We start from the raw sequence: 26,179 nt of genomic DNA, 5'->3' as shown, positions 1-26,179 counted from the left end.
CGCGGGGCCGGCCTTACTGGCCGCCGCCGCCCGCCGGTCCGATACCGCCGACGCGGCCGATATTGCCGAACAGGTCTTCGATCAGGCCGCGCTCACGCCCGAGCGTCGGCGTGATGTCGCCTTCGGGATCGATTTGCGCGAGGTCTTCCATCCCATTGCGATCGGTCGAGGTAACATTGCCTTGTGCATCGAAGGCCACGGCCAGGACCGTGTGCCGCTCGATCTCCGGGCTGCCGAACGGCTTCTGGCCGGTCTTGCTGGACACGTAATACCAGGTTTCCGGGCCGAACTGGCTCTTGAAGCTGGGCTGGCCCAGGGTCGCTTCGACGGAACGCTTGTTATCGAGGCCCGGCGACACGGCCTGCAGCAGCGCCTCGTCCACGATATATCCCCGGTGATCGGCGATGGAGGTGCAGCCCGCAGCCAGCGTTGCAGCCGCACATACCAGGCCAAGTTTCATCCGCTTGTTCATTCGTCGCTTCCCGTCAAACCGGTTTGGCCGCGCCCGTCCGGGGCTGCGGCAATCTGATGTGCCCGCTTTAGGGGCATGGCCAGCGCATGGCAATCGCGGTGCGCCCGCCGGTGTGCGCAATCGCGCCGGGCCATTGAACGGGCGGTGAATGCAGCATATCTGGCGCCCCATGTCCTTCTTCAGCCGATTGTTCCGCCCCAAGGCCGATGCCCGCGAAGCCCTGCGCCCGCTCTGGCATCGCATCGTCGAAACCAGCCGCGAGGAGCGCTGGTATGCGCAGCACGGCGTGGCCGACACCGTTGCCGGCCGCTTCGACATGATTGCCACGATCCTGTGCCTTGTCCTGCTGCGGATGGAGCAGGATGAAGAGCTGGTCGCGCCCTCCGTCCTTCTGACCGAACTGTTCGTGGACGACATGGACGGGCAGCTCCGCGAAAGCGGCATCAACGATGTCGTGGTCGGCAAGCATATCGGCAAGTTGATGGCGACGCTGGGCGGACGGCTTGGCGCCTTCCGTGACGGGCTTGCGAGCGACAAGGCGACGGGTCTTGAAGAGGCGGTGCGCCGCAACGTCAGCCTTGCCAACGAAGCGCAGGCCACCAGCCTTGCCGAAGCGTTGCGCGCCTATGCCGACCATCTCTCTAGCCTTGGCGGCGATGCCATCCTGGCCGGCCAGGTCTGACTATGGCGGATAACGAGTTTTCCCACCGCATCGATCCGCGCGCCGTCGACACGCGGCCCGTGGTGCTAGAGGCGGATGAGACGGAGCGCGCTGCATTGGCAAAGCGTTTCGGCCTTGTCTCCATCGGCAGGCTGACCGCGACGCTGGCCCTGGAGGCGGACGGCCAGGCTGTCACCGCCAAGGGCCGTATGCAGGCAGATTGGATCCAGCCCTGCTCGGTGAGCGGCGAGGACCTGGCACAAAGCGCCGATGAGGAGCTGGACCTGCGCTTCGTTCCGGCACGCGCCGAACCCGCTGCGCCCGACGAGGTGATCGAGCTGGAAGAGCACGAGCTCGACGAGATCGAATACGAAGGCCAGACCTTCGATTTGGGCGAAGCGGTGGCGCAAAGCCTTGCGCTGGCGATCGACCCCTATGCCACCGGCCCCGATGCGGAGCGGGTGCGCCGCGAGAAAGGCCTCTCGGACGAGGCTTCGAGCGGGCCGTTCGCGGCACTGGCGGCGCTGCGCAAGGATTGACGCGCGCGCCGGGCTGCGTAGCGTGCAGCCGATGGGACGGGGACAAGCAAGCGGATTGGGCAGGATTTACGCGGCAGCCATAGCGCTGTCCGCGCTGGCGATCGGCGCAGCATTCCTCCTCGCACCCGACACCTCTGGCCGGGCATTGCTGGCGGCCCGCTACACCGCGCGTGCGGGCTTCATCGCATTCTGCGTGGTCTATCTTGCCGGACCGGGCGTGAAGCTCTGGCCGAATCGCCTGACGCGCTGGCTGGCGCGGCGGCGCAGGCATCTTGGTCTTGCCTTCGCGCTGGTCATGGCGATCCATCTGGTGGCGCTCGCCATCAATGTCGGCTGGTTCCGCCCGCGCACGCCGGAAAGCATGATTGGCGGGGGGATCACCTATGCCTTCATCTTCGCGTTGGCGCTTACCAGCACGGATGCGGCGCAGCGGCGGATGGGGAAGTGGTGGCGCAGGCTGCATTTTATCGGCCTGCACGTCATCCTGCTGACCTTCACGGTCAGCTATTTCTCGCGCCTTTTCCAGGCGGATTACATGACAACGGGCGCGGTATTCGCGCCCGTTGTCATGTTGCTCATTGTGCTAAGGCTTCGCGCCCGATCGGCGCTCGCGCGCTAGACGATCAGAACGGGATATCGTCGTCCAGATCGTCACCGGAGGAGCCGCCCTGGTCCCAGCTCTGGCCGCCGCCACCGCCGCCGCCCTGGCTGCCGCCGCCCGATCCGCCGCCCTGGTCCCAGCCGCCGCCGGAACGCTGGCCACCGCCGCCGCCGCCATAACCGCCGCCCTGGCCACCGCCCCCGCCTTGGCCGCCACCGGCGCCATCGAGCATGGTCAGCGTGCCATCGAAACCGCGCAGGACGACTTCGGTGGAATAGCGGTCGTTACCGGACTGATCCTGCCACTTGCGGGTCTGCAGCTTGCCTTCGATGAAGACCTTGCTGCCCTTGCGCAGGTAACGCTCCGCGACATTGACGAGGCCTTCGGAGAAGATGGCCACGGTGTGCCATTCGGTCCGCTCCTGACGTTCGCCAGTGTTGCGGTCCTTCCATGTCTCGGACGTGGCGATGCGCAGGTTGCAGACCTTGCCGCCATTCTGGAAGCTCTTCACTTCCGGATCCTGGCCGAGATTCCCGATCAGCATTACCTTGTTGAGTGATCCGGCCATTTTCCTGCTTCCTTCGCTAAAGTCCGAGTGCCGTGGCACTCCAGAATGTGATTCCCGCGAAGACATAGGCGAGCGCGAACAGGTAAGCCAACATGACGATGGGCCATTTCCACCCATTCGTCTCTCGCCGTGTTACGGCAATGGTGGAAAGGCACTGCGGAGCAAAGATAAACCATGCCAGGAAGGCCAGAGCTGTGGGCAGGCTCCAGCGAGAGGCGATCTCGCCGCGCAGGGCCTGCTCGGTCTCGGCCTCGTCCTCGGCATCAACGGCATAGGTCGTGGCGAGGGATGACACGGCAACCTCGCGCGCGGCCATGGCGGGCACCAGGGCCAGCGTCATCTCGCGCTGGAAGCCGATAGGTTCGAAAGCGGGCTGCATGGCGCTGGCGATCTGACCTGCGGCGGAAGCGTCCAGCTGGCTCTCGCCCGGACCGGCTTTCGGGAAAGTCAGCAGCAGCCAAAGGATCACGGTAGCGGCAAAGATGATCGTTCCCGCGCGGCGCAGGAAGACCCACGCGCGCTGCCACAGGCCGATCAGCAGGTCGCGCAAGGGCGGCCACTGGTACTTCGGAAGCTCCATAATGAAGCCGCTTGCCGCGCCCTTGGTGACGGTGCGCCGCAAGACCAGCGCGACCACCATCGCACCGATGATACCGGCGATATAGAGCGCAAACAGGACCAGGCCTTGCAGGCCCACTCCGGGGCCCACGCTGGTGGCGGGAATGACCGCGCCGATGATGACGGTGTAGACCGGCAGCCGCGCCGAGCAGGTCATCAATGGAGCTATCAGGATCGTGGTCAGCCGGTCCTTCGGGTCAGCAATGCTGCGCGTCGCCATGATGCCGGGAATGGCGCAGGCGAAGCTGGACAGCAGCGGGATGAAGCTGCGGCCGGACAGGCCCACGCCCGCCATCAACCGGTCCATGATGTAGGCGGCACGGGCCATATATCCCGATTGCTCCATCACCAGGATGAAGGCGAAAAGGATCACGATCTGCGGCAGGAACACGACGACGGAGCCGACGCCGGCGATCACGCCTTCGGTTATCAGGTCGCGCAGCAGGCTTTCGCCCATATTGGCCTTTACGAGGCCGGAAAGACCTTCCGCCACGCCTTCGATGGCGCCGATCAGCGGATCGGCCCAGGCGAATACGGCCTGAAAGACGACGAACAGCAGGCCGAACAGGATGACCGGCCCGGCCCAGGGGTGCAGCAGCACCTTGTCGAGGCTGGCATGCAGGCGGTGCGCCCCGGTCTCCGAAAGGATGGCACCCTTGGCCATGTTGCGCGCGGCCAGACGCCGCTCCGGCAGGGTCACGTGCTGCGGCCGTTCCGGCGGGGGCGCTGCCTTGTCGATCGCAGCCAGCAGCTCCGCCGTTCCGCGGCGACGCACGGCAACGGTCGGGATGACGGAGATACCCAGCACGCCTGACAGCGCATCGGCATCGACCACCAGCCCGTCGCGCTCCGCCAGGTCCATCATGTTGAGCGCTGCGACCGCCGGGATGCCCAGTTCGAGCAGTTCCTGGGCAAAGACGAGGTGCTGCTCCAGGTTCGCAGCATCGATCACGATAACGAGAACGTCGGGGCGCGGCTCATCGGCAAATCCGCCGAGGACGACCTTGCGGGTCACCTCCTCGTCGGGGCTCGAGGCGTCGAGCGAGTAGCTGCCCGGCAGGTCGACCAGCTCTGCGGCCTCGCCCGATGCCAGCGCGAGCCGCCCAGCCTTCCGTTCCACGGTAACGCCGGGATAATTGGCGATTTTCTGGCGCGCGCCGGTCAGCACATTGAACAGCGCGCTCTTCCCCGCATTGGGATTGCCGACCAGCGCGATCCTGCGCAGCTTCGCGGCAGGTTTTGGCCGGTCGATTGTCTCGCCCTGCGCCATCAGACGTGCTCCACGCTGATGGCGCGCGCATGGCTGCGGCGCACGGCGATGACCATCCGGCCGATCATCAGCGCCAGCGGGTCGCGCCCGCCAAAGACGCCGCGATGGGCAATGGCAATACGGGCACCGGCATCGACACCCAGCGCGCGAAGCCGCTTGGCATCGGATTCAGGCAGCGATGCCCAATCCACTTGGGTGATTTCCGCCCGTTCGCGCGGCGCCAGTTCGTCCAGTGTCATTGCACCGGGCGGGTGGCACAGCACCGGCCGTATTGCAACTGGTTCTCAATAGAAGATGGCGCGGCGCGGCGGACGCAGATTTACCGCGAGGGGTAGCGCAGCCGGCCCAGAAAACGCATCATATCGAAGCTCTCGCGCGGCTTCAGCAATTGCGCCTTGGCCTTTTCGAACTTCATGACGCCTTCGATACGCCGGTCCACGAAAGCGCGTGTGTCGGCCTTGTCCTCGCTCTCATCCTCGACGAAAACCGCGATGGAGGCGGAATAGATGCCGAGCAGGATCGTGCGCTTGGTGTAATGGTTGTAATCGGTCGCCGTATCACCGGCCAGCCGCCACATCGCATCCGCGCTGTTCCACGCCACCTTCATGGTGAGCGGGAGGTTCTGCGGCATGGCCTGGATCGCCAGGGAACGGCGCACGGCCTCTTCCTTGCCGTCCAGCATGTCCAGCCGGAACTGCAGCAGCGTGCGGATACGCTCCCGGATCGGCAGGGCTGCCAGCTTCTCCTGCGGCCAGGCTGCTGCCATCGCCGCATCGACATGCTCGATCCATGCCACCGTCATGTCCATCGGCCCGCCCGGGAAGGCCAGCCGCGCCACGTCCATGTCGACACCGGCGAACTCGGCAGCGCTTTCCAGCGCAGCGTCGCTCCAGCCGTCGAAAATCGCCGCTTCCGCAATCTCCGGAGCGAGCGCGAGCCGCAGCTCGTCTAGCGTCATGTCGGCAAAACCGGGCCCGGTATCGGCAGCGGCGGCTTCCATCAGAAGCTGGGCCCGTAGGTCGAGGCCTTCTTCTTGGTCCGCGATCCGGGCTCGCCGCCCAGCCGGTCGATTTCACTCAGGACGGAGTTCCCGGGGCCGCCGAGCGTCGCGTAATCGCGCGCGGAACGGCCGGAATTGTCATTGCGATCGGGATCCGCCCCCCCGCGCAGCAGCACGCGCACCATGCTCAGGTCGCGGCGGTGCACGGCGGAAATCAGCGGCGTCTCGCCGGCCGAGTTCGGGATATCGACATTCGCGCCCTTGCTGCTGAGCAGTTCCACGCCTTCCACGAAGCCAAGCTGGCTGGCCACCATCAGGGGGGTGACGCCGTTCTTGTCCGCAATGTCCGGATCGGCGCCCTTACCCAGCAGGTACCCCATCCATTGCAGGTCGCGCCGCTTGGTCGCGATGTGCAGGCCGGTATGGCCCTTGGCGAGATCGCGCGAGTTCACGATCGTGGCATTGTGCTCCAGCAGCTCGTTCACCTTTGCCGCATCGCGTTTTTCCACCGCTTCCAGGAACAGGAAACCGTCGGAAAAACCCTGCGCGCTGGCAAGGCTCGCGCCCATCAGGGTGGACAGGAACAGGCCGACAAGGCCGAAGAGACGAAACCGCTTGAACACTTTGACGTGCGCTCCCCAATTGCTGTGGCCGGATCCGGCCGAAATACTGGCACTGATGCTGGCCGAATTACTGGCCTCCACCGGAAGGATGGCGTAGCAGGCGCGCTGCGCCCACGGTGCGAACCATCCCTTGCCCCAACCCTGTTAGCAGGACATGAACCGCCTTTCCATGACCCTCAAGCCGCTACTCGCCTCGCTGTTCCCGCTCGCCCTGCTGGCGGCCTGTGACAATACCCCCGCGCAGCCGGACCTGGCCACCGCGCCGCTCGCCGGATCCAGCATCGGCGGCGATTTCGAACTGGTCGATACAAGCGGCCAGCGCGTCACGCAGGACAATTTCGCGGGCAAGTGGCGCATCATGTATTTCGGTTACGCCTATTGCCCGGACATCTGCCCCTTCGACGTGCAGAAGCTGGTCAAGGGATATAATCTGTTTGCCGAGGATAATCCGGAGCTTGCCGCGAATGTCGTGCCGATCTTCATCACCATCGATCCGGAGCGCGACACGCCCGACGTGGTGGCCCAGTTCACCAGCGCCTTCTCCGACGATCTTGTCGGGCTGACCGGCACGCCGGAGCAGGTCGATGCCGCGGCGAAGGCCTATGCCGTCTTCTATGGGAAGGGTGAGGAGAATGCGGAAGGCGGGTACCTGATGGATCACAGCCGCGCCGCTTACCTGATCGATCCGCAGGGCAATCCCATCGCCACGCTGGCGGTTGAGAATTCGGGCGAAGCGGTTGCTGCGGACCTTGCGAAATGGGTGCGCTGAGGGACCGCTTCTGGAAGCTGCCCCTTGCCGCGCTGAACGCTGCGGAATGGGAAAAGCTGTGCGATGGCTGTGGCAAGTGCTGCCTGCACAAGCTGGAGGACGAGGATACCGGCGCCATCGCGGAAACCAACGTCGCCTGCCGCCTGCTCGATTGTGAGACCGCGCAGTGCATGGATTACCGCCATCGCAAGGCGAAGGTGCCCGATTGCCTGCAACTGACGCTGAAACTGGTAGAGCGTGTGCCGTGGCTGCCGGAAAGCTGCGCTTATCGCCGCCGCGCGGAAGGGCGCGACCTGCCCGAATGGCACCACCTGCTGACTGGCAGCACGGACGCGATGATCGCCGCCGGCGCCAGCGTGGCGGGCCGCGTCATCAGCGAGGACGAGGCCGGTCCGATAGAGCATCACATCGTGGCGTGGGACGACGAATGATGGGCAGGCCGGCGTGATCGACTGGCTCCGTAGGGGAACCGCCGATCCGGTGATCGACCTGGGCGCGGCCACGCTGCCGGTCGCCATCAAGCGGCATCCGCGCGCAAAGCGGCTGACGCTGCGCCTTGCCCCAGATGGCAGCGAGGTGCGCGTCACCATGCCGCGCTGGTGCGCCGCGCAGGAGGGGTTGCGCTTCGCAGAATCGCGCGCCGATTGGCTGGCAGCCCAGCTCGCAAAGGTCCCGCAGGAGGAAGTCATCGCCGATGGCACGCGCATGCCCCTCGGCGATGCCGATCTGGTGGTGGCCTGGGACAGCGCGCGCCCTCGCAAACCGGTTCGTGAGGGAAATGTTCTGCATGTCGGCGGGCCGGAAGATGGCCTCCACGGCCGCGTGCTGCGCTGGCTGGAGGCCGAAGCGATGCGGCTGTTTACGTCAGACCTGGAACACTATGCCGCGAAGGCGGACTTGCCGCTTCCCACGCTGGCGCTGAGCCGGGCACGTAAGCGCTGGGGCAGCTGTTCGGGCAAGGCCTGTATCCGCCTGAACTGGCGACTGGTGATGGCCCCGGCCGAAGTCCGCCGCTCCGTGGTCGCGCATGAGGTCGCGCACCTCCTGCATTTCGACCATTCCCCCGCATTCCATGCCGCCCTTGCGCGCATCTTCGATGGCGACCTGCCGGCTGCGGACAAGTGGCTGAAGCAATCGGGACGCAGCCTTTACCGTTTCGGATAAGCCCGCGCTCATCGTAGCCGTGCCTGCTCCGCTGGTTACGGCGCGTTAACCCTCTTCCTCCATATTCCGGCAAATGGCGCATATTGCCCGCCTTGCACTCATGGCCATCGTAATGGCCCTGCCTGCTCCCATCGCTGCTTCTCCAGCTGCCGGGCCGCAGGTTTCCGGCGTGCCCGTGGACGCCCCGGAATGCCGGCTGTGCGCCGATGCCTTCGGCGAGAAGGCGGAGACGCCTCTGCGCATAGAGATCCGCAGCGGGCTGACCTTCGGCCGCATGGCGCTGGTCAGCGAGGCGGACGGCCGTGCCGCGATCAAGCCGGAAAACGGCGGCATGCGGCAGGAAGAAGGCCTGGTTGACCTGGGTGGCATGGTCTTCACCGGGGAAGTCATCATCACCGGCGAGCCGCACAAGCCCGTCCGCGTGGACCTGCCATCCGAAGTTCGCCTGCGCGCACCGGGCGGCGCGGAAGCGCGGCTGACGGAATTTACCACGGACCTGCCGCCGGTGCCCCGGTTGGGCGCAGATGGCGTGCTGAAGTTCCAGTTCGGCGCCACCATGACCACGACCAGGGGCCGCGGCGGCGACTTTCGCGGACGCATCCCGATCAGCGTATCCTATTTCTGACGCGCAGGGATCGCCGGACTGGCGCGGCGCGCGAAGTGATACTATCTTGTCTCCATGGGTACATGGTCATCCGTAAAACAGGCATTCAATGCCAAGCGCGCGATCAAGGACTTCGCGAATGAATGGCAGCGGCCCAACCCGCACCGCTGGGGCGTGCTGGGCGTGTCCGTTGCACTGACCTTTGCGGTGATGATGCTGTTCATCCCGAAGACCGAACGCGGCGTGGAGCCCAAGCCCGACATTACCTATATCACCAGCTGGGCGGATGGCCGCAGCGACGCGGAAATCGTCGCGTCCAACATAGAGAACCAGCGCCGCAAGGATGAACGCGCCGCTCTGCTGGAACGGCGGGCCGAGCGGCGCAAGGAATTGTACCGCGAACTGGGCCGCGCCACCGGCATCGACGTGGACGAGGTGGAACGCCAAATCGCCCGCGAGGAAGCGGAAGCGCGCGCCGCCGCAGAAGCCGGCGAAACGCCTGCTGCAACGCCTGCCACCGGCGATACGGGTGGCGAATAAGACCGACCTGAAATGGCTGGACATGGCTGCCCGGCTGGCTGAGCGCGGGCGGCCCTCGTCCTCGCCCAACCCTGCCGTTGCTTGCGTCATCGTGAAGGACGGCATCGTACTTGGGCGAGGCGTCACGCAGGCTGGCGGCAGGCCGCATGCCGAAGCCTTGGCCCTGGCTGAGGCCGGCAGAGCGGCAGAAGGCGCAGATGTTTTCACCACGCTGGAGCCCTGCGCGCACGTCTCCGAGCGCGGGCCGACATGTTCGCATTCGCTCGCCGAGGCCGGTGTCGCGCGCGTGATCATCGGTTGCCATGATCCGGACCCCCGCACGGCTGGAAGCGGGATTGCGGCCCTGCGCGCGGCAGGCGTCGAGGCGCAGCTTGTGGGCCATTTGCCCAGCGCGGAAAGCCTTGCCGGTTACCTTGCGCGGGCCATGCTCGGGCGACCGCACATCACGCTCAAGCTCGCCCTGTCCCTCGATGGCTGCATCGCGCTGGCTGACGGGACGAGCCAGTGGATCACCGGGCCCGAGGCGCGCGCCCATGCGCATCGCGAACGCGCAAGGGCCGATGGCATTCTGGTGGGCGGGGAGACGCTGCGCGCCGATTCGCCCTCGCTCGATGTCCGCCTACCCGGCCTCGAGGATCGCAGCTCGCAGCGCCTAGTCCTGACACGCGGAGATGTGCCGGACGGCTGGCGCGCGCTGTCCTCGCCGCAGGGCGTGGCCGAGCTGGGCGATTGCCAATATCTCTTCATCGAAGGCGGGGCCGGGGCCGCAGCCGCCTTCCTTGCCGCCGATTTGGTCGACCGGTTGCTGATCTATCGCGCGCCAATCGTACTGGGCGGGGGCCGCCCCGGCGTGGCCGACATCGGCCTGGCCGAACTTTCCGCCGCGCATGACCGCTGGCAGCGCAGTGACACCCGCAGCCTTGGCAGCGACACACTGGAAGTCTACCAGCGCATCCGTTCATAGGCATTCAGGCTGAGGGCTCGACCACATGTTCACAGGGATCGTCACCGCCATCGGCACCGTCACCAGCGCGCAGCAGCAGGGCGACCTGCGGCTTGTCATTGCCAGTCCGCTGGATGCACGCGGCATTGCGATCGGCGCCAGCATCGCCTGCGCAGGCGTGTGCCTGACTGTCGTAGAGCGCGGTGCGCTGGATGCGGACGAGCATGACGGGAACACCGCATGGTTCGCCGTGGATGTCTCGGCAGAAACGACCAGCCGCACGGCCCGGGGCACCTGGGCGGAAGGCGCGCGGCTGAATCTCGAACCCTCGCTGAAGATCGGCGACGAGCTGGGCGGGCACATTGTCACCGGGCATGTCGACGCGGTGGGCAAGGTTGCGGACTGGCAGCTGGAAGGCGGATCGACCCGGCTGACCATCGCTGCACCAGCGGAGCTTGCGCCTTTCATCGCGGCGAAGGGCTCCATCACGATCAACGGCGTGTCGCTGACGGTCAATTCGGTGGAAGACCAGCCGGACGGGGCAGTGCATTTCGGGCTGAACATCATCCCGCATACCGCCGATGTGACGACGCTGGACGAGCTGGGCCAGGGCGATGAAGTGAACCTGGAGATCGATACCATCGCGCGTTACCTGCAGCGCATGGAAGCGCTGCGCAGCTAGGCGAGCGGTCCGGCCGCAAAGGTCTCGCGGTCGATCTCGTAAATCACGTTGCAATAGCCGCCGTCGGGGCTGTCGACGCGCTCTGTCCGGTCGGTCAGGATCCCGCCGATCTTCTCCATCGCGCGGCGTGATACGAGGTTGTTCTCGCCCACGCGAAAGACCACCCGGCGGACCGATTGCAGCGCATGGCGCAGCATCAGCCGCTTCATTTCGGCGTTTGCGCCGCTTCCCCACATGCGGCGGGCCAGGAAGGTCCAGCCGATCTCTACCGAGCCGCCGTCCGCCGGGTCATAGGCCTGGAACCGGCTTGACCCGGCAATCGCGCCGCTCGCCTTCTCGATCACGGCAAGTGCGCCGCCCTTGGCCAGCGCATCGTCGAAAAACTGCCGGAAGACCGGCTCCTGCCAGCGATCCGTCACCGGATGAAGCGCCCAGACCTGCGCGTCCGCAGCGACCGCAAACAGCGCGTCCCGGTCGCTCTCGCACAAGGGCCGCAGCAGCAGCCGCTCGCCTTCCAGCACCGGCTGCCGGTCAAGCACTGTCAGCCTGTCACCTTCGCCAGCGCGGCCACGAATGTGCCGATATTGGCGGTGGTCAGCCCGGCCACGTTGATGCGGCCCGAGCCTGCCATGTAAATGCCGTGATCCTCACGCAGGGCGACGATCTGCTCCTTGCTGAGAGGCAGCATGGCGAACATGCCCTGCTGGCGCGCATAGGGCGTCAGGTCCACGCTGCCGGCAGTTCCCGCTTCGCCCAGTTTCGTGCGCACCTGGTTGATACGCGTGCGCATCTGCTCAAGTTCGTCCAGCCACTGCGCTGTCAGGTCGGCATCCTCCAGCACAACGCGCACCGCAGCGCCGCCGTGGTCGGGCGGCATGGACCAGTTTGCCCGTGCAAGGGAGGATGCGTTGGACAGCACGCGGTCCAGCACATCCGTGTCGGCGGCCATCGCCCACAGCGCGCCTACGCGGTCGCGGTACAGGCCGAAATTCTTGTCGCAGCTGTAAGCCACCAGCGCTTCGGGCACCGCGGCGAGAACGGTGCGAAGGCCGTAGGCGTCTTCCTCCAGCCCTTGTCCAAGGCCCTGGTAGGCGAGGTCGAGGACCGGCAGCACGGGGCTGTCTGCCAGCATGGCGGCAATCGCATCCCACTGCGCGTTCGAATAATCGACGCCGGTCGGGTTGTGGCAGCAGCCGTGCAGCAGGACGGCATCGCCCTCGCCCGCGCCGGATAGCGCCTGCTCCAGCGCAGCGAAATTGGCATCGCCTTCTGACGTGGCATGGTCGAATGCGACCAGCTCCAGCCCCAGGTCATCGAGGATCTGCGCGTGGTTGGGCCAGCTTGGCGTGCCCATCATCACGCGTTTGCAGCCACCAGCCTTGGCCAGTGCCAGGGCAAGGCGCACGGCGCCCGTGCCGCCCGGCGTCTGCATGCCTTCGATCCGGTCCGACGCGGCCATGTCCGCGCCGAAGACGATGGGGGCCAGCCCGTGGACGAAGCCCATGTCCCCTTCCGGGCCGAGGTAGGACTTGCTGGCCTGTTCCTCCACCAGCCGCCGTTCCGCGCCCTTGATCGCGCCAAAGACGGGCGTATCGCCCTGCCCGGTGCGGTAGACACCCACGCCAAGGTCAATCTTGTCGGCGCGCGGGTCCGCTGCATGCATCTTGATCAGCGCAAGCAGCGCGTCGGGCGGTTGCTGGTTCAGTCGTTCAAGCATGCGCGCTCAATGCCCACAGGCGCGCGCGCCCGCAAGCGGCAAGCCGCCTACACGCACACAATTCATGCTTTGTATCTTAGAAGGGCAGCCAGCGCTGCTTCTTGGAAAACTTCAGGTAACCGGCGTTCAGGCCCACGCGCAGCCCGCCGCCCACGCGGATCGGAATGAGCACGATATCGCCCTTGCGCACATAGGAGGCATTGAAGCCGCCCAGCGCATACAATTGGCCCTCGCCCGCAGGGAAGCGCTCGTAGAGGTCTTCCGTGTCGTAGAGATTGTAGACCAGAATGAAGGTGCTGCCCGCATTGGCGCCCACATCGGGGCCTAGCGACGGGCCGGTCCAGTAGACGGGCTTTTGCCCCTCCACCTTGTGATACAGCGTGCCCGATCCGTAACGGACGCCGAAGATGAATGCGCCGCCGCCCTCGCGGCCGACGATATAGCCATTGGGTTCGCCCTGGTCGCGCAGCAGGTCCTCGATCAGCCCGGCGAGGCCTTCCGCGCCCTGGCCGAAGACGCCCTCAGCGGCGCCCAGCAGATCGTCTTCTTGATAAGTCTGGGACGGCTCGGCGGTCTGGGCCGCCTGCTCTGCGGGATAGGCTCCGGCTTCCGGCAGGGTATCGGCTGTAGCGCCGGCATCCTCATATTGCTGCGGCACGTCGTAAGCCGGTCCATCGGCCGCCTCTTCCGGCGGCAGGTCGAGAACGCGGTCCTCATACGTCGGCGCGGCGGTTTCCTCGCCTGCAAGGTCGCCATCGACCTCGTAAGCGGTGTCCGGGTCCACCGACTGGATTTGTGCTGCTGCCGGCATGGCCAGGGACGCGGCGGCCAGCGCCAGCAGCGCCATCCCGCCATCTTTTGCCCGCCGGGCAAGGTGCTGCATGTTCATAGCCGATCCCTCCAAGCGCAAACGCGCAGATCCATCGGCCAAGATAAGAGTCGCCCCGCCCTGAAGCAGCAATGAATGCGCGGCGAGTCGAATCCGAAATGCGGCGAAACGAGTCCGCCATGCGTCGGCTCAGCCAGGAACGCGCCCGCGAAGGCGCAGCATGGCGAATGCAGCCAGTGTCCAGCTGCCGGCGGCGAACAGCATGGTCCACACCGGCTCTTCCGGGAAGAAGGCCTTCATTACCGTGCCCATCACGGTCGCCACCAGCAATTGCGGCACCACGATGAAGACGTTGAACAGGCCCATGTAGATGCCCAGCTTCGCCTGCGGCAGGCTGCTCGCCAAAATGGCATAGGGCATGGCCAGGATGCTGGCCCAGGCGATGCCCTTCAGCACCTCCGCCACGATCAGCAGATTGGGATCGCGCAGCACGAAATAAGCCAGGAAGCCCAGCGAGCCCAGCAGCAGGCAGGTCATGTGCGTCACAACCTTGCCCAGCCGCTTCGCCATGAAAGGCAGCAGGACCAGCGCAGCGACGGCGGCGACACCGTTCTGCACGGTGTAGATCACGTTCCACCAGTTCGCGCCTTCGTTATAGGCCACGGTAGTGGGGTCCGCGCTGCCGAAGAAATATTGCGACACGATCGGCCCGGAATAGATCCACATGATGAAGAGCGCCGACCAGCTGAAGAACTGCACCAGCGCGAGCCGCTTCATCAGGTCCGGCATGCCGGAAAAATCGCCCACGATGCTGGCCAGCATGCCCGTTTCGCGCCCACCCTTGGCCAGGACGATGCCGATACCGCGCAGCAGGCCGTAAGCCGCCAGCAGGGCGCCGAGCAGGTAAAGCTCCTTCTCCAGACCCCATGCCCAGGTGGCACCCGCCACGCCGGAGCCGAGCGCAATCCACGCCATGCTCGGCCCCTGTCCGGCCTCTGCCAGCTTCGCCGGCGCGTGCAGGCTTTCCTCGGCGGCACCGTCTGCCGACGCGAAGGCCGCCTGCTCTTCGGGGCTGTATTCCTTCGTGGTGAAGACGGTCCACATGACCGCGAACAGCAGTGCGGCTGCCCCAGCCCAGAAGCTCCAGCGGACGGTGTCCGGTATCTCACCCGCTGCCGCCACATTGCTGACGCCGAACTGTTCCAGCAGCCACGGGAAGATCGCCGCAACCACCGCGCCTGCGCCGATGAAGGCGGTCTGCACGGCATAGCCTGTCGCGTGCTGCGACTTGTCCAGCATGTCCCCCACGAAGGCGCGGAATGGCTCCATCGCGATGTTGAGGCTGGCATCGAGCACCCACAGCAGCGCGGCGGCAAACAGCAGCGGCGCAGCAAACAGCGGGGCGAAGGGCATCAGGAACAGCGAAAGCGCCGCAAGCACCGCGCCGGTCGTGAAGTATGGGCGGCGGCGGCCGAAGCGGTTCCACGTCTTGTCCGAGAGATGGCCCACGATCGGCTGCACGATCAGGCCGGTCAGCGGGGCGGCAACCCACAGCGCCGGCAGGTCGTCCAGCGATGCGCCGACCGTCTGGAAGATCCGGCTCATATTGGAATTCTGCAGCACGAAGCCGATCTGGATGCCGAAGAAACCGAAGCTGATTTTGGCAAGTCCGCCCTTGCCCATATGCGGTTTGCGAGTGGGCATTGCGCCCGCGACCGATGCCATGTTGCTCTCTCCCGCGCGCGCCACCCTTCATGGGCGATCTTCGCGTTACCCGACAGGCTGGCCCAAATCCGCTGGCGCGACAACACGCATACGAATGTGACAGGCCCGCGTGCTCGTCAGTCATCACCCTCCGCAGGCGAGGTGCCGCGTACCACCAGCTGCGTTGGCAGGCGGGCATCGGGCAGGGTCTCGCCCTCGATCTTGGCCAGCAGCGTCTCCAGCAGGCGCTTGCCCGCGCCGCGAATGTCCTGGCTGACGGTGGTCAGCGGCGGCACAGTCAGGCTGGCGGAAGGAATGTCGTCAAAGCCCACCACGGCCACATCGCCGGGCACCTTGCGCCCCGCATCCGCAAGAGCCTGCATCGCGCCAATCGCAATCAGGTCGCTCGCTGCGAAGATGGCGTCGAATTCCTGCCCGCTGGAAATAAGGGCGCGGGCCGCGTCGCGCCCGGCAGCTTCGGTGGTGATGGCATCGAACTGCGGGACTTGTGCCGCGCCAATGCCCGCTTCCTCCAGCCCTTCACACAGCCCGCGGTAGCGGTGCGCAAACTCTGGGTAATGCGAATCCGCATGGCCCAGGAAGGCGATCTTGCGGCGGCCGCGCGCCAGCAGGTGCTGGGCCACAAGGCGCCCGGCACCCAGATTGTCCGACCCGATCGTGCCGCCGGTCGTATCGGAGCGGACCGAGCCCCAGCGCGCAAAATGCGTCCCTTGTGCCACCAGCTGGTCCAGCCGCTTGGAATAGAGCGAGAAGTCGCCATAGCCGAGCAGGATGAGGCCGTCGGCACGGTGACTGTCCTGGTACTGGGTATGCCAATCGTCTTCCATGCGCTGGAAGGATATCAGCAGGTCCAGCCCGCGATCCGCGCAGGCCCGGGTGATGGAACCCAGCATGGCCAGGAAGAACGGGTTGATCCCGCTCTCGTCCGCCGTCTCATCCTCGAAGAAGAGCAGCGCGATAGTGTTGCTGCGCTGCGAACGGAGCGAGGATGCGTTCTTGTCGACCGTGTAATTGAGCTCCCGCGCGATTTCGCGTATACGCTCGCGGGTCTTTTCGCTGACCGAGGGGTCTCCGCGCAGCGCGCGGCTGACGGTGGGCTGGGACACCCCTGCCTCATAGGCGATATCGAAGCTGGTGGGGCGTCCGCTCGGCTTGCGGCCCATGTCTCTCTCCCTGTGTACCAACCCTAACCGCGCGCGCGTGAGAGGGGAAGCGGATATCGCAGCCACTCGCGGCGCCATGCGATTGTTGCAAACTGGCGACACCCATCGATGCTGCAGTGCACAAACATACGTATGCCGCCTATTCGCGCCTATTGCAGCAGGCTTATGCCGCGATGCGAGAGGCGGATGTGCGGACAAATTGTGCGTCCCGTCTTGGAAGGAAATCCGCAGCCGATAGTGCGGACAAGGGAGACTAAACATCGTGACCAAGCGCAATTTCAAGCTCGCCGCGTTCGGCAGCACCGCAATGGCCTTCGCCTTGCTCGTGCCCGGCATCGCCCAGGCCCAGACCACCCAGCCGACGAATGTCGACGACCAGGTCGAAGACGGCACGCCGGTGTCCGACGAAGAACCGGAAAACACCATCCTGGTGACCGGCTTTCGCGCCAGCCTGCAGAACGACGTCAATGAGAAGCGCCGTTCCGACCAGATCGTCGAATCGGTTTCCGCCGAAGACATCGGCAAGCTGCCCGACAACTCGATCGGCGAATCGATTGCCCGCCTTCCCGGCCTCACCTCGCAGCGCCTCAACGGCCGCGCGAATGTGATCGCGGTCCGCGGCTTCGGCCCCGACTTCTCGCAGACGCTGCTGAATGGCCGCGAGCAGACTTCGCTGGGCGATGCCCGCGCAGTCGAATTCGACCAGTATCCCTCTGAAATCGTCAGCCAGGTCGTCGTCTACAAGTCGCCGACCGCACAGCTGGTGGGCCAGGGCCTTGTCGGCACGATCGACATCCGCACGGTTCGCCCGCTGGAAGTGGGTGAACGCGTCCTCGCCATCGGTGCCCGCGGTTCCTATGCCGACCTCGGCAAGCTGAACGCCGGTTCGACCGAATTCGGCTACCGCGCCAACGCAACCTACATCGACCAGTTCGCAGACGACACGGTCGGCGTCTCGCTGTCCGCATCCTATGTGGACGAGCCTTACCAGCTGCAGGAATTCAACGCCTGGGGTTACGGCGGCTTCAACGGCGCGGCCATCATCGGCGGCTCCAAGAGCTTCGTGACATCCACCCAGCTGAAGCGCCTCGGCCTGTCCGGCACGCTGCAGTTCCAGGCGACGCCGAACTTCACGGTCACCGTGGACGGCTTCTATTCCGACTTCGAAGACGACCAGATCAAGCGCGGCATCGAACTGCCGCTCGGCTTCGGCGCGTTCGGCGTCAGCACGGATCCGGTTGCCACCATCGAGGACGGTGTCGTGACCAGCGGCACGTTCAACAACGTGCGCGGCGTTATCCGTAACGATGTCTTCAGCAAGGAAGCAGACCTGCTTTCCGGCGGCATCAACCTGGAATACGAGAAGGACGGCTGGCTGGCCTGGTTCGACTTCGGTTATTCGCGCACCGACCGTGAAGAGCTGAGCTTCGAAAGCTATGCAGGCACGGGTTACAACCAGTCCGGCCCGTCCGATACGATCGGTTTCCAGACCGGCGAAACCGGCACGTTCTTCAACCCGACGCTCGATTACAGCGACCCCACGCAGATCGTCCTGACGGACCCGCTGGGCTGGGGTGGCTCGCGCATCCAGGCCGGTTACTTCAACAACCGCATCGTCGATGACGAACTGATGCAGTACCGTTTCCACCTGGAGCGTGAATTTGCCGGTCCGCTGACCTCGGTCGCCATCGGTGCAAGCTACGTCAACCGCGACAAGTCGCTGTTGGCGGACGAAAGCTTCATCATGCTGTCCGGCGGCGTCTCCGAAGCGACGATCCCCAGCAACATCCTGCTGGAATCCACGGACCTGACCTATCTCGGCCTCGGCCCGGTCGTCAGCTACGATCCGCGTGAGCTGATCGCTGCAGGCGTCTACATGCTCGATCCGAACACCGCGCAGGACGTGCTGTCGAAGAACTACTCGATCTCGGAAGACCTGCTGACGATCTATGCGCAGGCCAATTTCGAAACGAGCTTCACCGGCGGTGTGCTCACCGGTAACTTCGGCCTGCAGGTCATCTCTGCCGATCAGACGTCCACCGGCCTGATCTTCACGCCGACCGGCCCGCAGTCCGTGGAACTGGGTACCGATTACCTCGACTGGCTGCCCAGCCTGAACGTTTCGGCCCGCTTCGACAGCGATTTCGTGGTCCGCTTTGCTGCTTCCAAGCAGATCATGCGCCCGCGTCTCGACGACATGCGCGTGTCCATCGGCTATGGCATCAACAACAGCTTCAACCCGCCGATCATCGAAGGCGGGGGCGGCAACCCGTTCCTGCAGCCTTACCGGGCAACGGCCTTCGACCTGAACTTCGAGAAGTATTTCGGCCTGGGCGGCGTGGTCTCGCTCCAGCTGTTCTACAAGGACATCCAGAGCTACATCGCCGATGGCCGCTTCGTGTTCGACTTCGGTGGCTTCCCGCCCCCGACCGGTCCGGCCGTCGCGTCCACCGTTGGTATCCTGAATACCAAGATCAACACCGGTGGCGGCTTCCTCTACGGTGCCGAACTCGCAGTGACCCTGCCGTTCGAAACCTTCACCCCGGCGCTTGAAGGCTTCGGTGTGACGGGCGGCGTCTCGCTGACCGAAACGGAAGTGACCGACGCCAACGGCAACATCGCGGAGATCCCCGGCTACTCCAAGTGGGTCGCCAACGGTACGCTGTACTACGATAACAACGGCATCAACGTTCGCGGCAGCGTGCGTCACCGTTCGACCTTCCGCGGCGATTTCACCGGCTTCGGTGGCAATCTGCAGCGCAAGCAGGCGAAGGCGGAAACGATCTACGATGCGCAGATCGGTTACGACTTCCAGAGCGGTTCGCTCGAAGGCCTGTCGATCTACCTGCAGGGCCAGAACCTGTCGGACGAGCCGTTCGTGTCGCTCGCCGCACCGGGCCTGGACCGCCAGGTGACTGACTATCAGGTCTACGGCCGCCGCTTCCTGGCCGGTTTCACCTACAAGTTCTGATGAACTGACAGGGGGCGGCAGTGGTGGGCACTTGCCCTGCCGCTGCCGCCCCCTTTACGTCTGCCAGCGGTGAATACACCGTGGCATGCAATCGAGGCGGGAGAGATCGTGAGCGCCAAGGGCAAACCCAGCATCGTTATCGCCGGCGGCGGGACCGCCGGATGGATGGCGGCTGCCGCGCTCGCTCGCTTCGCCTCTGCCACGCACGACATCACCCTTGTCGAGAGCGAGGCAATCGGAACGGTGGGCGTCGGTGAAGCGACGATCCCCCAGATCCACAATTTCAATCACGCGCTGGGCCTGGACGAGGCGGCTTTCGTTTCCGCCACACAGGCCAGCTTCAAGCTGGGCATCGAATTTGCCGGCTGGTCGGGCGACGGCTCGGCCTACATGCACGCCTTCGGCCCGGTCGGCCGCGCGCATGGTCCGCTGCCCTTCCAGCATTACTGGCTGCGCGCCGCTGACGAAGGCGACGCCGGTTCGCTGGCCGAGTATTCGCTGAACGAGCAGGCTGCCCGCGCGGGCAAGTTCCGCCGCGGGCCATCGCGCAGCGGCGGGGCAGCCATGCCCTATGCCTATCACTTCGATGCCGCGCTTTATGCCGCACACCTCCGCGAATATGCCGAAGCGCGCGGCGTCACGCGCGTGGAAGGGCGTATCGACAGCGTCGCGAAACACGGCGAGAGCGGCCACATCCGCGCCCTGCATCTGGATGGCGGAACACAGGTCGTGGGCGACTTCTTCATCGACTGCACCGGCTTTCGCGCCCTGCTGATCGGCGAGGCGATGGGCACGGATTTCGACGCCTGGGACGCGCTGCTGCCCTGCGACCGCGCAATTGCCGCGCCCTGCGCCAAGGCCGGGGCGATCACGCCATATACCCGCGCCACGGCGCGCCCCGCAGGCTGGCAATGGCGGATCCCGCTCCAGCACCGCACGGGCAATGGTCACGTCTTCTGCAGCCAGCATATGGGCGAGGACGAGGCGACACAGCTGCTGCTGGACAATCTCGACGGCGAGCCCACCGCCGATCCGCGCACGATACGGTTCCAGACCGGCAAGCGGCGCGAACACTGGCGCGGCAATTGCCTTGCGCTGGGACTTGCCGCCGGTTTCATGGAGCCGCTGGAGTCGACCAGTATCCATTTGGTGCAAAGCGCCATCGCGCGCTTCCTGCCGCTGCTTCCGGGCGCGGTCCCCGCGCAGGCCGCCATCGACCGCTTCAATGCCGATGCCGACACCGAATGGCTGGCGATCCGCGATTTCCTCGTGCTGCATTACCGGGCCAATGCCCGCGAAGGCGAGCCCTTCTGGGACGCGATGCGCGGTCTTGCCCTGCCGGACACGCTCACCAGCAAGATCGCGCTGTGGCAGCAGACCGGGACCATCCACCGCGCCGGGGACGAACTGTTTGCCGAAGTGGGCTGGCTGCAGGTGCTGGCCGGACAGGGCGTGATGGCCCGCGCGCACAACCCCATCGCCGATGCCATGCCAAAGGAAGACCTCGCGCGCTTCCTGGCCCAGCAAAAACAGGCAATCGCCGCAGATCTTGCCACCATGCCGACGCATGAGGCCGCAATCGCCGATCTCACTGCCCGCCACAATCCATCCGGAGTAGCCGCATGACTAGGACCCACCAGATTCTCGCCTTCGTCTCCGCACTGGCGCTTGCCGGATGCGGCGGCAGCAATGCCGTGGCCAGCACGCCCTCCCCTGCCCCTGAGCAGGCGGAGGCAGGCAGCACGGGAGCCAGCCCCTCGGCAGAGGTTCTCGCCATCGATTACCGCCAGCGTCCGCCTTCGGACGAGGTTATCTATTTCGTCCTGCCCGACCGGTTCGAGAACGGCGACACGTCCAACGACCTTGGCGGCTTTACCGGCGGCCCGTTGCAGCATGGCTTCGATCCGACTCACAAGGGCTTCTTCCACGGCGGTGACCTGGCCGGCCTGACCGCGCGTCTGCCTTACCTCAAGCGCATGGGCATCACCGCCATCTGGTTCGCGCCGATCTTCCAGAACAAGCCGGTGCAGGGCGGCGAGGGCGAGGAAAGCGCCGGTTATCACGGATATTGGGTCACCGACTTCACCCGGCCCGATGCCCATTTCGGCACTGCAGACGAATTCCGCGCCTTTGTGGACGCCGCCCATGGCATGGGCATGAAGGTGTACATGGACATCATCACCAACCACACGGCCGACGTCATCGGTTACGAGGAAGGTCCGGAGACGGGCTACAAGTACCGCAGCCGCGGTGATTACCCCTATGTCACCCGCGGCGATGTCGGCGGTGCGCGCATCAACGAAGGCTTTGAAGGGGACCAGGTCAGCACGGATGAGAACTTCGCCCGCCTGACCGCACCGGACTTCGCCTACACGCCGGTGGTCAAGGATGCGGAGAGAGACATCAAGGTCCCCGCATGGCTCAATGACCCGATCTATTACCACAATCGCGGCGACACGACCTTCGACGGCGAGAGCAACACCTTCGGCGATTTCGTGGGGTTGGACGACCTGTTCACCGAACACCCCCGGGTGCGTGAGGGGATGATCGACATCTACCGCTTCTGGGTGACCGATTACGGCGTCGACGGCTTCCGCATCGACACCTTCCGCCACGTCGATCCCGGCTTCTGGCAGGCCTTCCTGCCCGCCATCACGCAGACCGCGAATGCTGAAGGCAAACCCAACTTCACGATGTTCGCGGAGGTTGCCCGCAACGAGCCGAATGCAGGCTATTTCGCGCAGTTTACGCGGCGTGACGGCGTGCCTGCCGTGCTGGATTTCGCGTTCCAGTCCGCCATGCAGGACGTGCTGGGCAAGGCGAAGGGCACGGATACGCTGATGGAACTGTTCGCCGGCGACGTGCTGTATGAAGGTGGCGAGGAAGCCGCCATGAACATGCCCACCTTCCTGGGCAATCACGACATGGGCCGCTTCTCCACCCTGGTGCGCCAGGACAGGCCCGGCATCTCGCAGGACGAGCTGCTGAGCCGCGTCATGCTCGGCCACGCCATGATGTTCACGCTGCGCGGCGCGCCGACCGTCTATTACGGGGACGAGCAGGGCTTCGTGGGCGATGCACACGACCAGCTGGCGCGCGAGGACATGTTCCCCAGCCGCACCGCCGTTTACAACGATAACAATTTGATCGGCACGGATGCGACCACGGCGGTTTCCAATTTTGACGAGGCACACCCGCTGTACCGGCTGGTCGCCAGCCTTTCCGAAATGCGGGCCGAGCATCCGGCGCTTCGCCGCGGACGCCAGGTCACGCGCGAATTCCGCACCAAGCCGGGCCTTTTCGCCGTCAGCCGCTTCGATCCGGACACCGGCACGGAATATTACATTGCCTTCAACACCTCGGACGCGCCCATCGTGGAAAATGCCGTCATCGGTTCAAATGCACGCTCGCTCGAAACCCTGGCCGGCACGTGCCCGGGCTCGGTTACCGTGCCCGGCAGTGTCAGAATCGAACTGCCCGCATTTGGCTGGGCCGTGTGCCGGGTGAGTGAAACCGCAAAATGAATCGCTTCGTGTCCATGAAGTCTGCGCGGGCGGACAACGGTGACGCCGAATGGTGGCGCGGCGCGGCGATCTACCAGATCTATCCGCGCAGCTTCTGCGATTCCAACGCAGACGGCATCGGCGACCTGCCCGGCATCACGCAGAAGCTGGACCATGTCGCCAGCCTTGGCGTGGACGGCATCTGGATCAGCCCGTTCTTCACCAGCCCGATGAAGGATTTCGGCTATGACGTGGCCGATTACCGCGACGTTGACCCGATCTTCGGCACGCTGGCGGATTTCGACGCGCTGATTGCCCGGGCGCATGAGCTGGGCCTCAAGGTGCTCATCGACCAGGTATACGCCCATACGTCGGACGAGCACGCCTGGTTCGAAGAAAGCCGCTCCAGTCGCGATAATCCCAAGGCGGACTGGTATGTCTGGGCCGATGCGAAGCCCGATGGCTCCCCGCCCAGCAACTGGCAGAGCGTTTTCGGCGGGCCGGCATGGACCTGGGACGCGCGCCGCGGCCAGTATTACATGCACAATTTTCTCAGCAGCCAACCGCAAGTCAACGGGCACAACCCGGACGTGCAGCAGGCGCTGCTGGATGTCGCGAAGTTCTGGCTTGACCGGGGCGTAGACGGCTTCCGCATCGATGCACTGAACTTCCTGATGCACGATCCGCAGCTGCGCGATAACCCGCCGGCGCCGGACAATGGCAAGCCGCGCACCCGGCCCTTCGATTACCAGCTGAAAGTGCACAACCAGTCGCACAAGGACATCCCCGCCTTCATCGAGCGGATCCGCGCGCTGTGTGATCGCTATGACGCCGTATTCACCGTGGCCGAAGTGGGCGGGGACGATGCCGCGCGCGAGATGAAGCTTTTCACGCAGGGCGACCGGCGGCTGAATTCCGCTTACGGCTTCAACTTCCTCTATGCCGACCAGCTGACGCCGCAGCTCGTCTGCGATGCACTGGGCGAATGGCCTGCCGATGGCCCTGAAGATGGCCCTGATGCTGGTGGGGCCGGCTGGCCCAGCTGGGCTTTCGAGAACCACGATGCGCCGCGCGCTATCTCGCGCTGGTGCGGGCCGGAGCACCATGACGCCTTTGCGCGCATGAAGGCCGCACTGCTGTGCTCGCTTCGCGGCAACATCATCATCTATCAGGGCGAGGAACTGGGCCTGAACCAGGTCGAGATCCCCTTCGAGATGCTGCACGATCCCGAAGCCATCGCCAACTGGCCGCAAACCTTGTCGCGCGACGGCGCACGCACGCCGATGCCGTGGATCACCCAGTGCGAGAATGCAGGCTTTGGCCATGCCGCCCCGTGGCTGCCCGTGGGCGACGAGAACGCTGCCAAGGCGGTGGACCGGCAGGGCAATGATCCGGCATCGCTGCTCAATCACACACGGGCTATGCTGGAACTGCGAGCCCGCCATCCGGCGCTCCGGTCAGGACGTGTTGCGGCGTGCCGCTGCGAAGGCGATGTGCTGGTTCTGGACCGAGAGGCGGATGGCCAGCGCGTGCGCTTCGTTGCAAACCTCTCGCCCGAAACCGTCACCCTGCCGGAAGGCACGGTTTGCGGCGACGTGATGGCTGCGATAAACGGCGTGGATGGCGACACCCTCGCACCCTATGGCGCGATCTTCCTCCAGTCCTGACACGCCCCGCCCACCCGATGTGGTGGTGCTGGGCGGCGGCAGCGCGGGCTGGATCACCGCGGCCCTGCTGCACAAGGAATGGGGACCGCTGGGTGCCAGCGTCACCGTGGTGGAAAGCCCGGAGATCGGCATCATCGGCGTGGGCGAAGGCTCCACCCCGCAGCTGAAGGCGCTGTTCGACCATCTGGGCATTGCGGAAGCGGACTGGATGGCCGCCTGCGATGCCACTTACAAACTGGGCATCCGCTTTTCCGGCTGGAGCGAGCGGGACGGGCACGAGAGCTATTTTCACCCTTTTTCCGGCCCGGTGGACCTGCATACTCAGCCCGGCTTCTTCCATAATTGCGCGCTCGCCCGGCGCGGCACGGACGTGCCTGCCCATCCGGACGACTGGTATCTCGCCCGATTGCTGGCGGATGAAGGCAGGGGCCCGCAGGCCGCAGACAGTTTCCCCTTCCCGCCAAGCTACGGCTATCACTTCGATGCTTACAAGCTGGGCGCCTTCCTGCGTGACTGGTCGGTGGAGCGCGGACTGGTGCACCGCGAGGCGAAAGTCGCCTCCGTCGAGCGCGCGGAGCATGGCGATATCGCAGCCTTACTGACGGAGGACGGGGATCGTATCGCGGGGGACATCTTCGTCGATTGCTCCGGCTTTCGCGCCCTGCTCTGCCAGCAGGAGCTGGGCGTGGCCTTCCGCGACTTCGGCGAGAACCTGTTCAACGACCGGGCCGTGGTGATGCCCACACAGCATGGCGGTGTCTTCAAGCCGCAGACGGAGGCCGTGGCGATGCGTGCAGGCTGGCGCTGGTCCATCCCGCTCACCAGCCGGACCGGCAATGGCTACGTCTATTCCAGCCGCTACCTTTCGGACGAGGAGGCGGAGGCCGAACTGCGCGAGGCGATCGGCATGACCGGCGATCCGCAGGAAGCGCGTTTCCTGAAGATGAAGGTCGGTCGCGTCGAGCAGACTTGGCATCGCAATTGCCTTGCCGCCGGTCTGGCGCAGGGCTTCATCGAGCCGCTGGAGGCGACCGCGCTGCACATCGTCATCTCCACAGCCATGGAGTTTGCGCAGGCATACCGGCAGGGCGGTTTCACCGCGCAGCACCGCGATATTTTCAACACCCGCACTGCCGAACGGTATGAAGGCATCCGCGACTACATCGTGGCGCATTACCGCCTGAACCGGCGCACGGACACGCAGTACTGGCGCGAAAATGCGGGGCATGACCGGCTCTCGGACAGCCTCAAGGCCATGATGACAGCATGGTTCACGCATAAGGACATGTCCGAGGCGCTGGCCGGCGCTTACCGCGACGCGCCCTACCCCGTGATGAGCTGGCATGCGCTGCTGGCAGGTTACGGAACCTTCCCGCCAGCAGACCGCATGAAGGCGCCGGAGCAGGGCCTTCCGGTGGCCGACGTTAAAGAGACACGGGCCATGTTGCAGGCATGCGCCGCAAACTTCTCGCCCTATCCGGCCATTTCCCCCTGAACGCGCCCTTGAAGCGCGCAATACTGCCCGCTATAGGCCCCCTCCTATCGCGAAG

General features: G+C 65.3%; 26 protein-coding genes. 15 read left to right on the top strand and 11 right to left on the bottom strand.

All coding sequences use genetic code 11. The features are described from left to right. Nucleotides 1-13: 13 nt before the first annotated feature. Nucleotides 14-472: an outer membrane protein assembly factor BamE gene (locus A6F65_RS04280; RefSeq protein ID WP_083989206.1), complete on the bottom strand. Its 459-nt coding sequence runs from the start codon at nt 470-472 to the stop codon at nt 14-16. Between the two features lie 148 nt (nt 473-620). Between A6F65_RS04280 and A6F65_RS04275 the strand changes: the two genes are divergently transcribed. From A6F65_RS04275 to A6F65_RS04265, 3 genes are read left to right on the top strand one after another with little or no spacing between them, the layout of a single operon-like run. Continuing rightward, nucleotides 621-1,154 carry a ubiquinol-cytochrome C chaperone family protein gene (locus A6F65_RS04275; protein ID WP_237164883.1) on the top strand — a complete coding sequence of 178 codons (534 nt, stop codon included), beginning with the start codon at nt 621-623 and terminating at the stop codon, nt 1,152-1,154. A 2-nt stretch (nt 1,155-1,156) separates the two neighbouring features. Beyond that, entirely contained in the window at nt 1,157-1,672 is a 516-nt protein-coding gene (locus tag A6F65_RS04270; protein WP_067786271.1) for a YceD family protein, read from the top strand. Nucleotides 1,673-1,703: 31 nt separating this feature from the next. Further along, complete coding sequence (locus A6F65_RS04265) at nt 1,704-2,291, top strand: hypothetical protein (protein ID WP_157093050.1); 588 nt, start codon at nt 1,704-1,706, stop codon at nt 2,289-2,291. 4 nt (nt 2,292-2,295) lie between these two features. On the opposite strand, the gene ssb is transcribed toward A6F65_RS04265, so the two are convergent. From ssb to A6F65_RS04240, 5 genes are all read right to left on the bottom strand, one after another. Beyond that, on the bottom strand, nt 2,296-2,841 hold the full coding sequence (ssb, locus tag A6F65_RS04260; RefSeq protein ID WP_067786267.1) for a single-stranded DNA-binding protein: 546 nt from the start codon (nt 2,839-2,841) through the stop codon (nt 2,296-2,298). A 16-nt stretch (nt 2,842-2,857) separates the two neighbouring features. Beyond that, nucleotides 2,858-4,729: a ferrous iron transporter B gene (feoB, locus tag A6F65_RS04255; RefSeq protein WP_067786265.1), complete on the bottom strand. Its 1,872-nt coding sequence runs from the start codon at nt 4,727-4,729 to the stop codon at nt 2,858-2,860. After that, the gene (locus A6F65_RS04250; RefSeq protein ID WP_067786263.1) at nt 4,729-4,968 is read right to left on the bottom strand and encodes a FeoA family protein; all 240 of its coding nucleotides are present in this window, start codon (nt 4,966-4,968) and stop codon (nt 4,729-4,731) included. The genes feoB and A6F65_RS04250 overlap by 1 nt, the downstream gene beginning before the upstream one ends. Before the next feature lie 80 nt (nt 4,969-5,048). After that, a complete protein-coding gene (locus tag A6F65_RS04245; RefSeq protein ID WP_067786260.1) occupies nt 5,049-5,729 on the bottom strand; it encodes a COQ9 family protein in 681 nt (226 codons plus the stop codon). Then, nucleotides 5,729-6,352, bottom strand: a complete 624-nt coding sequence (locus A6F65_RS04240; protein ID WP_237164882.1) for an ankyrin repeat domain-containing protein — start codon at nt 6,350-6,352, stop codon at nt 5,729-5,731. The genes A6F65_RS04245 and A6F65_RS04240 overlap by 1 nt, the downstream gene beginning before the upstream one ends. A gap of 154 nt (nt 6,353-6,506) precedes the next feature. On the opposite strand from A6F65_RS04240, the gene A6F65_RS04235 reads away from it, so the two are divergent. From A6F65_RS04235 to A6F65_RS04205, 7 genes are all read left to right on the top strand, one after another. Further along, nucleotides 6,507-7,121 carry an SCO family protein gene (locus A6F65_RS04235; RefSeq protein WP_067786258.1) on the top strand — a complete coding sequence of 205 codons (615 nt, stop codon included), beginning with the start codon at nt 6,507-6,509 and terminating at the stop codon, nt 7,119-7,121. Further along, on the top strand, nt 7,109-7,552 hold the full coding sequence (locus tag A6F65_RS04230) for a YcgN family cysteine cluster protein (protein ID WP_067786257.1): 444 nt from the start codon (nt 7,109-7,111) through the stop codon (nt 7,550-7,552). The genes A6F65_RS04235 and A6F65_RS04230 overlap by 13 nt, the downstream gene beginning before the upstream one ends. Nucleotides 7,553-7,565: 13 nt before the next feature. After that, nucleotides 7,566-8,285, top strand: coding sequence for a M48 family metallopeptidase (locus A6F65_RS04225; RefSeq protein ID WP_067786255.1), 720 nt, complete (start codon nt 7,566-7,568; stop codon nt 8,283-8,285). 100 nt (nt 8,286-8,385) lie between these two features. Continuing rightward, nucleotides 8,386-8,910 (top strand): DUF4402 domain-containing protein, encoded by a 525-nt coding sequence (locus A6F65_RS04220; RefSeq protein ID WP_169816996.1) that lies wholly within the window; start codon nt 8,386-8,388, stop codon nt 8,908-8,910. Between the two features lie 54 nt (nt 8,911-8,964). Continuing rightward, nucleotides 8,965-9,429 (top strand): hypothetical protein, encoded by a 465-nt coding sequence (locus A6F65_RS04215; protein ID WP_067786253.1) that lies wholly within the window; start codon nt 8,965-8,967, stop codon nt 9,427-9,429. Next, nucleotides 9,413-10,393, top strand: a complete 981-nt coding sequence (gene ribD / locus A6F65_RS04210; protein WP_157093157.1) for a bifunctional diaminohydroxyphosphoribosylaminopyrimidine deaminase/5-amino-6-(5-phosphoribosylamino)uracil reductase RibD — start codon at nt 9,413-9,415, stop codon at nt 10,391-10,393. Before A6F65_RS04215 ends, ribD begins: the two co-directional genes overlap by 17 nt. Nucleotides 10,394-10,418: 25 nt before the next feature. Beyond that, a complete protein-coding gene (locus A6F65_RS04205; RefSeq protein WP_067786251.1) occupies nt 10,419-11,054 on the top strand; it encodes a riboflavin synthase in 636 nt (211 codons plus the stop codon). On the opposite strand, the gene A6F65_RS04200 is transcribed toward A6F65_RS04205, so the two are convergent. From A6F65_RS04200 to A6F65_RS04180, 5 genes are all read right to left on the bottom strand, one after another. Then, entirely contained in the window at nt 11,051-11,593 is a 543-nt protein-coding gene (locus tag A6F65_RS04200; RefSeq protein WP_067786250.1) for a GNAT family N-acetyltransferase, read from the bottom strand. The genes A6F65_RS04205 and A6F65_RS04200 overlap by 4 nt on opposite strands. 2 nt (nt 11,594-11,595) lie before the next feature. Next, nucleotides 11,596-12,771, bottom strand: a complete 1,176-nt coding sequence (locus A6F65_RS04195; protein WP_067786247.1) for an amino acid aminotransferase — start codon at nt 12,769-12,771, stop codon at nt 11,596-11,598. Nucleotides 12,772-12,847: 76 nt separating this feature from the next. Further along, the gene (locus tag A6F65_RS04190; RefSeq protein WP_157093049.1) at nt 12,848-13,660 is read right to left on the bottom strand and encodes a DUF1134 domain-containing protein; all 813 of its coding nucleotides are present in this window, start codon (nt 13,658-13,660) and stop codon (nt 12,848-12,850) included. A 129-nt stretch (nt 13,661-13,789) separates the two neighbouring features. Next, on the bottom strand, nt 13,790-15,304 hold the full coding sequence (locus A6F65_RS04185) for an MFS transporter (protein WP_067786245.1): 1,515 nt from the start codon (nt 15,302-15,304) through the stop codon (nt 13,790-13,792). A 137-nt stretch (nt 15,305-15,441) separates the two neighbouring features. After that, nucleotides 15,442-16,488 (bottom strand): LacI family DNA-binding transcriptional regulator, encoded by a 1,047-nt coding sequence (locus A6F65_RS04180; RefSeq protein WP_067786243.1) that lies wholly within the window; start codon nt 16,486-16,488, stop codon nt 15,442-15,444. A gap of 262 nt (nt 16,489-16,750) precedes the next feature. Here A6F65_RS04180 and A6F65_RS04175 point away from each other — a divergent pair, with 262 nt between their 5' ends. From A6F65_RS04175 to A6F65_RS04155, 5 genes are all read left to right on the top strand, one after another. Continuing rightward, nucleotides 16,751-19,459 carry a TonB-dependent receptor gene (locus A6F65_RS04175; RefSeq protein WP_237164881.1) on the top strand — a complete coding sequence of 903 codons (2,709 nt, stop codon included), beginning with the start codon at nt 16,751-16,753 and terminating at the stop codon, nt 19,457-19,459. Nucleotides 19,460-19,528: 69 nt separating this feature from the next. Further along, the gene (locus tag A6F65_RS04170; protein ID WP_257784264.1) at nt 19,529-21,085 is read left to right on the top strand and encodes a tryptophan halogenase family protein; all 1,557 of its coding nucleotides are present in this window, start codon (nt 19,529-19,531) and stop codon (nt 21,083-21,085) included. Further along, nucleotides 21,082-22,983, top strand: coding sequence for an alpha-amylase family glycosyl hydrolase (locus tag A6F65_RS04165; protein WP_083989199.1), 1,902 nt, complete (start codon nt 21,082-21,084; stop codon nt 22,981-22,983). Before A6F65_RS04170 ends, A6F65_RS04165 begins: the two co-directional genes overlap by 4 nt. Continuing rightward, on the top strand, nt 22,980-24,629 hold the full coding sequence (locus tag A6F65_RS04160) for an alpha-amylase family glycosyl hydrolase (protein ID WP_067786241.1): 1,650 nt from the start codon (nt 22,980-22,982) through the stop codon (nt 24,627-24,629). Before A6F65_RS04165 ends, A6F65_RS04160 begins: the two co-directional genes overlap by 4 nt. Then, complete coding sequence (locus tag A6F65_RS04155) at nt 24,604-26,124, top strand: tryptophan halogenase family protein (RefSeq protein ID WP_067786239.1); 1,521 nt, start codon at nt 24,604-24,606, stop codon at nt 26,122-26,124. The genes A6F65_RS04160 and A6F65_RS04155 overlap by 26 nt, the downstream gene beginning before the upstream one ends. The last annotated feature ends 55 nt before the right edge of the window (nt 26,125-26,179 follow it).

It is taken from the genome of Paraurantiacibacter namhicola (genome assembly GCF_001687545.1).
In the GTDB taxonomy this organism is placed as follows: Bacteria; Pseudomonadota; Alphaproteobacteria; order Sphingomonadales; family Sphingomonadaceae; genus Paraurantiacibacter; species Paraurantiacibacter namhicola.
This window is presented reverse-complemented; position numbering and strand designations above follow the sequence as displayed.

What these genes read in the sequence shown, in the direction of transcription:
- A6F65_RS04180 (WP_067786243.1), bottom strand. Translation starts at nt 16,488, where the DNA reads ATGGGCCGCAAGCCGAGCGGACGCCCCACCAGCTTCGATATCGCCTAT.
- ssb (WP_067786267.1), bottom strand. Translation starts at nt 2,841, where the DNA reads ATGGCCGGATCACTCAACAAGGTAATGCTGATCGGGAATCTCGGCCAG.
- A6F65_RS04275 (WP_237164883.1), top strand. Translation starts at nt 621, where the DNA reads ATGCAGCATATCTGGCGCCCCATGTCCTTCTTCAGCCGATTGTTCCGC.
- A6F65_RS04155 (WP_067786239.1), top strand. Translation starts at nt 24,604, where the DNA reads ATGGCGCGATCTTCCTCCAGTCCTGACACGCCCCGCCCACCCGATGTG.
- A6F65_RS04205 (WP_067786251.1), top strand. Translation starts at nt 10,419, where the DNA reads ATGTTCACAGGGATCGTCACCGCCATCGGCACCGTCACCAGCGCGCAG.
- A6F65_RS04215 (WP_067786253.1), top strand. Translation starts at nt 8,965, where the DNA reads ATGGGTACATGGTCATCCGTAAAACAGGCATTCAATGCCAAGCGCGCG.
- A6F65_RS04280 (WP_083989206.1), bottom strand. Translation starts at nt 472, where the DNA reads ATGAACAAGCGGATGAAACTTGGCCTGGTATGTGCGGCTGCAACGCTG.
- A6F65_RS04230 (WP_067786257.1), top strand. Translation starts at nt 7,109, where the DNA reads ATGGGTGCGCTGAGGGACCGCTTCTGGAAGCTGCCCCTTGCCGCGCTG.
- A6F65_RS04165 (WP_083989199.1), top strand. Translation starts at nt 21,082, where the DNA reads ATGACTAGGACCCACCAGATTCTCGCCTTCGTCTCCGCACTGGCGCTT.
- A6F65_RS04160 (WP_067786241.1), top strand. Translation starts at nt 22,980, where the DNA reads ATGAATCGCTTCGTGTCCATGAAGTCTGCGCGGGCGGACAACGGTGAC.
- feoB (WP_067786265.1), bottom strand. Translation starts at nt 4,729, where the DNA reads ATGGCGCAGGGCGAGACAATCGACCGGCCAAAACCTGCCGCGAAGCTG.
- A6F65_RS04235 (WP_067786258.1), top strand. Translation starts at nt 6,507, where the DNA reads ATGAACCGCCTTTCCATGACCCTCAAGCCGCTACTCGCCTCGCTGTTC.
- A6F65_RS04265 (WP_157093050.1), top strand. Translation starts at nt 1,704, where the DNA reads ATGGGACGGGGACAAGCAAGCGGATTGGGCAGGATTTACGCGGCAGCC.
- A6F65_RS04220 (WP_169816996.1), top strand. Translation starts at nt 8,386, where the DNA reads ATGGCCATCGTAATGGCCCTGCCTGCTCCCATCGCTGCTTCTCCAGCT.
- A6F65_RS04185 (WP_067786245.1), bottom strand. Translation starts at nt 15,304, where the DNA reads ATGCCCACTCGCAAACCGCATATGGGCAAGGGCGGACTTGCCAAAATC.
- A6F65_RS04270 (WP_067786271.1), top strand. Translation starts at nt 1,157, where the DNA reads ATGGCGGATAACGAGTTTTCCCACCGCATCGATCCGCGCGCCGTCGAC.
- A6F65_RS04195 (WP_067786247.1), bottom strand. Translation starts at nt 12,771, where the DNA reads ATGCTTGAACGACTGAACCAGCAACCGCCCGACGCGCTGCTTGCGCTG.
- A6F65_RS04250 (WP_067786263.1), bottom strand. Translation starts at nt 4,968, where the DNA reads ATGACACTGGACGAACTGGCGCCGCGCGAACGGGCGGAAATCACCCAA.
- A6F65_RS04245 (WP_067786260.1), bottom strand. Translation starts at nt 5,729, where the DNA reads ATGGAAGCCGCCGCTGCCGATACCGGGCCCGGTTTTGCCGACATGACG.
- A6F65_RS04190 (WP_157093049.1), bottom strand. Translation starts at nt 13,660, where the DNA reads ATGAACATGCAGCACCTTGCCCGGCGGGCAAAAGATGGCGGGATGGCG.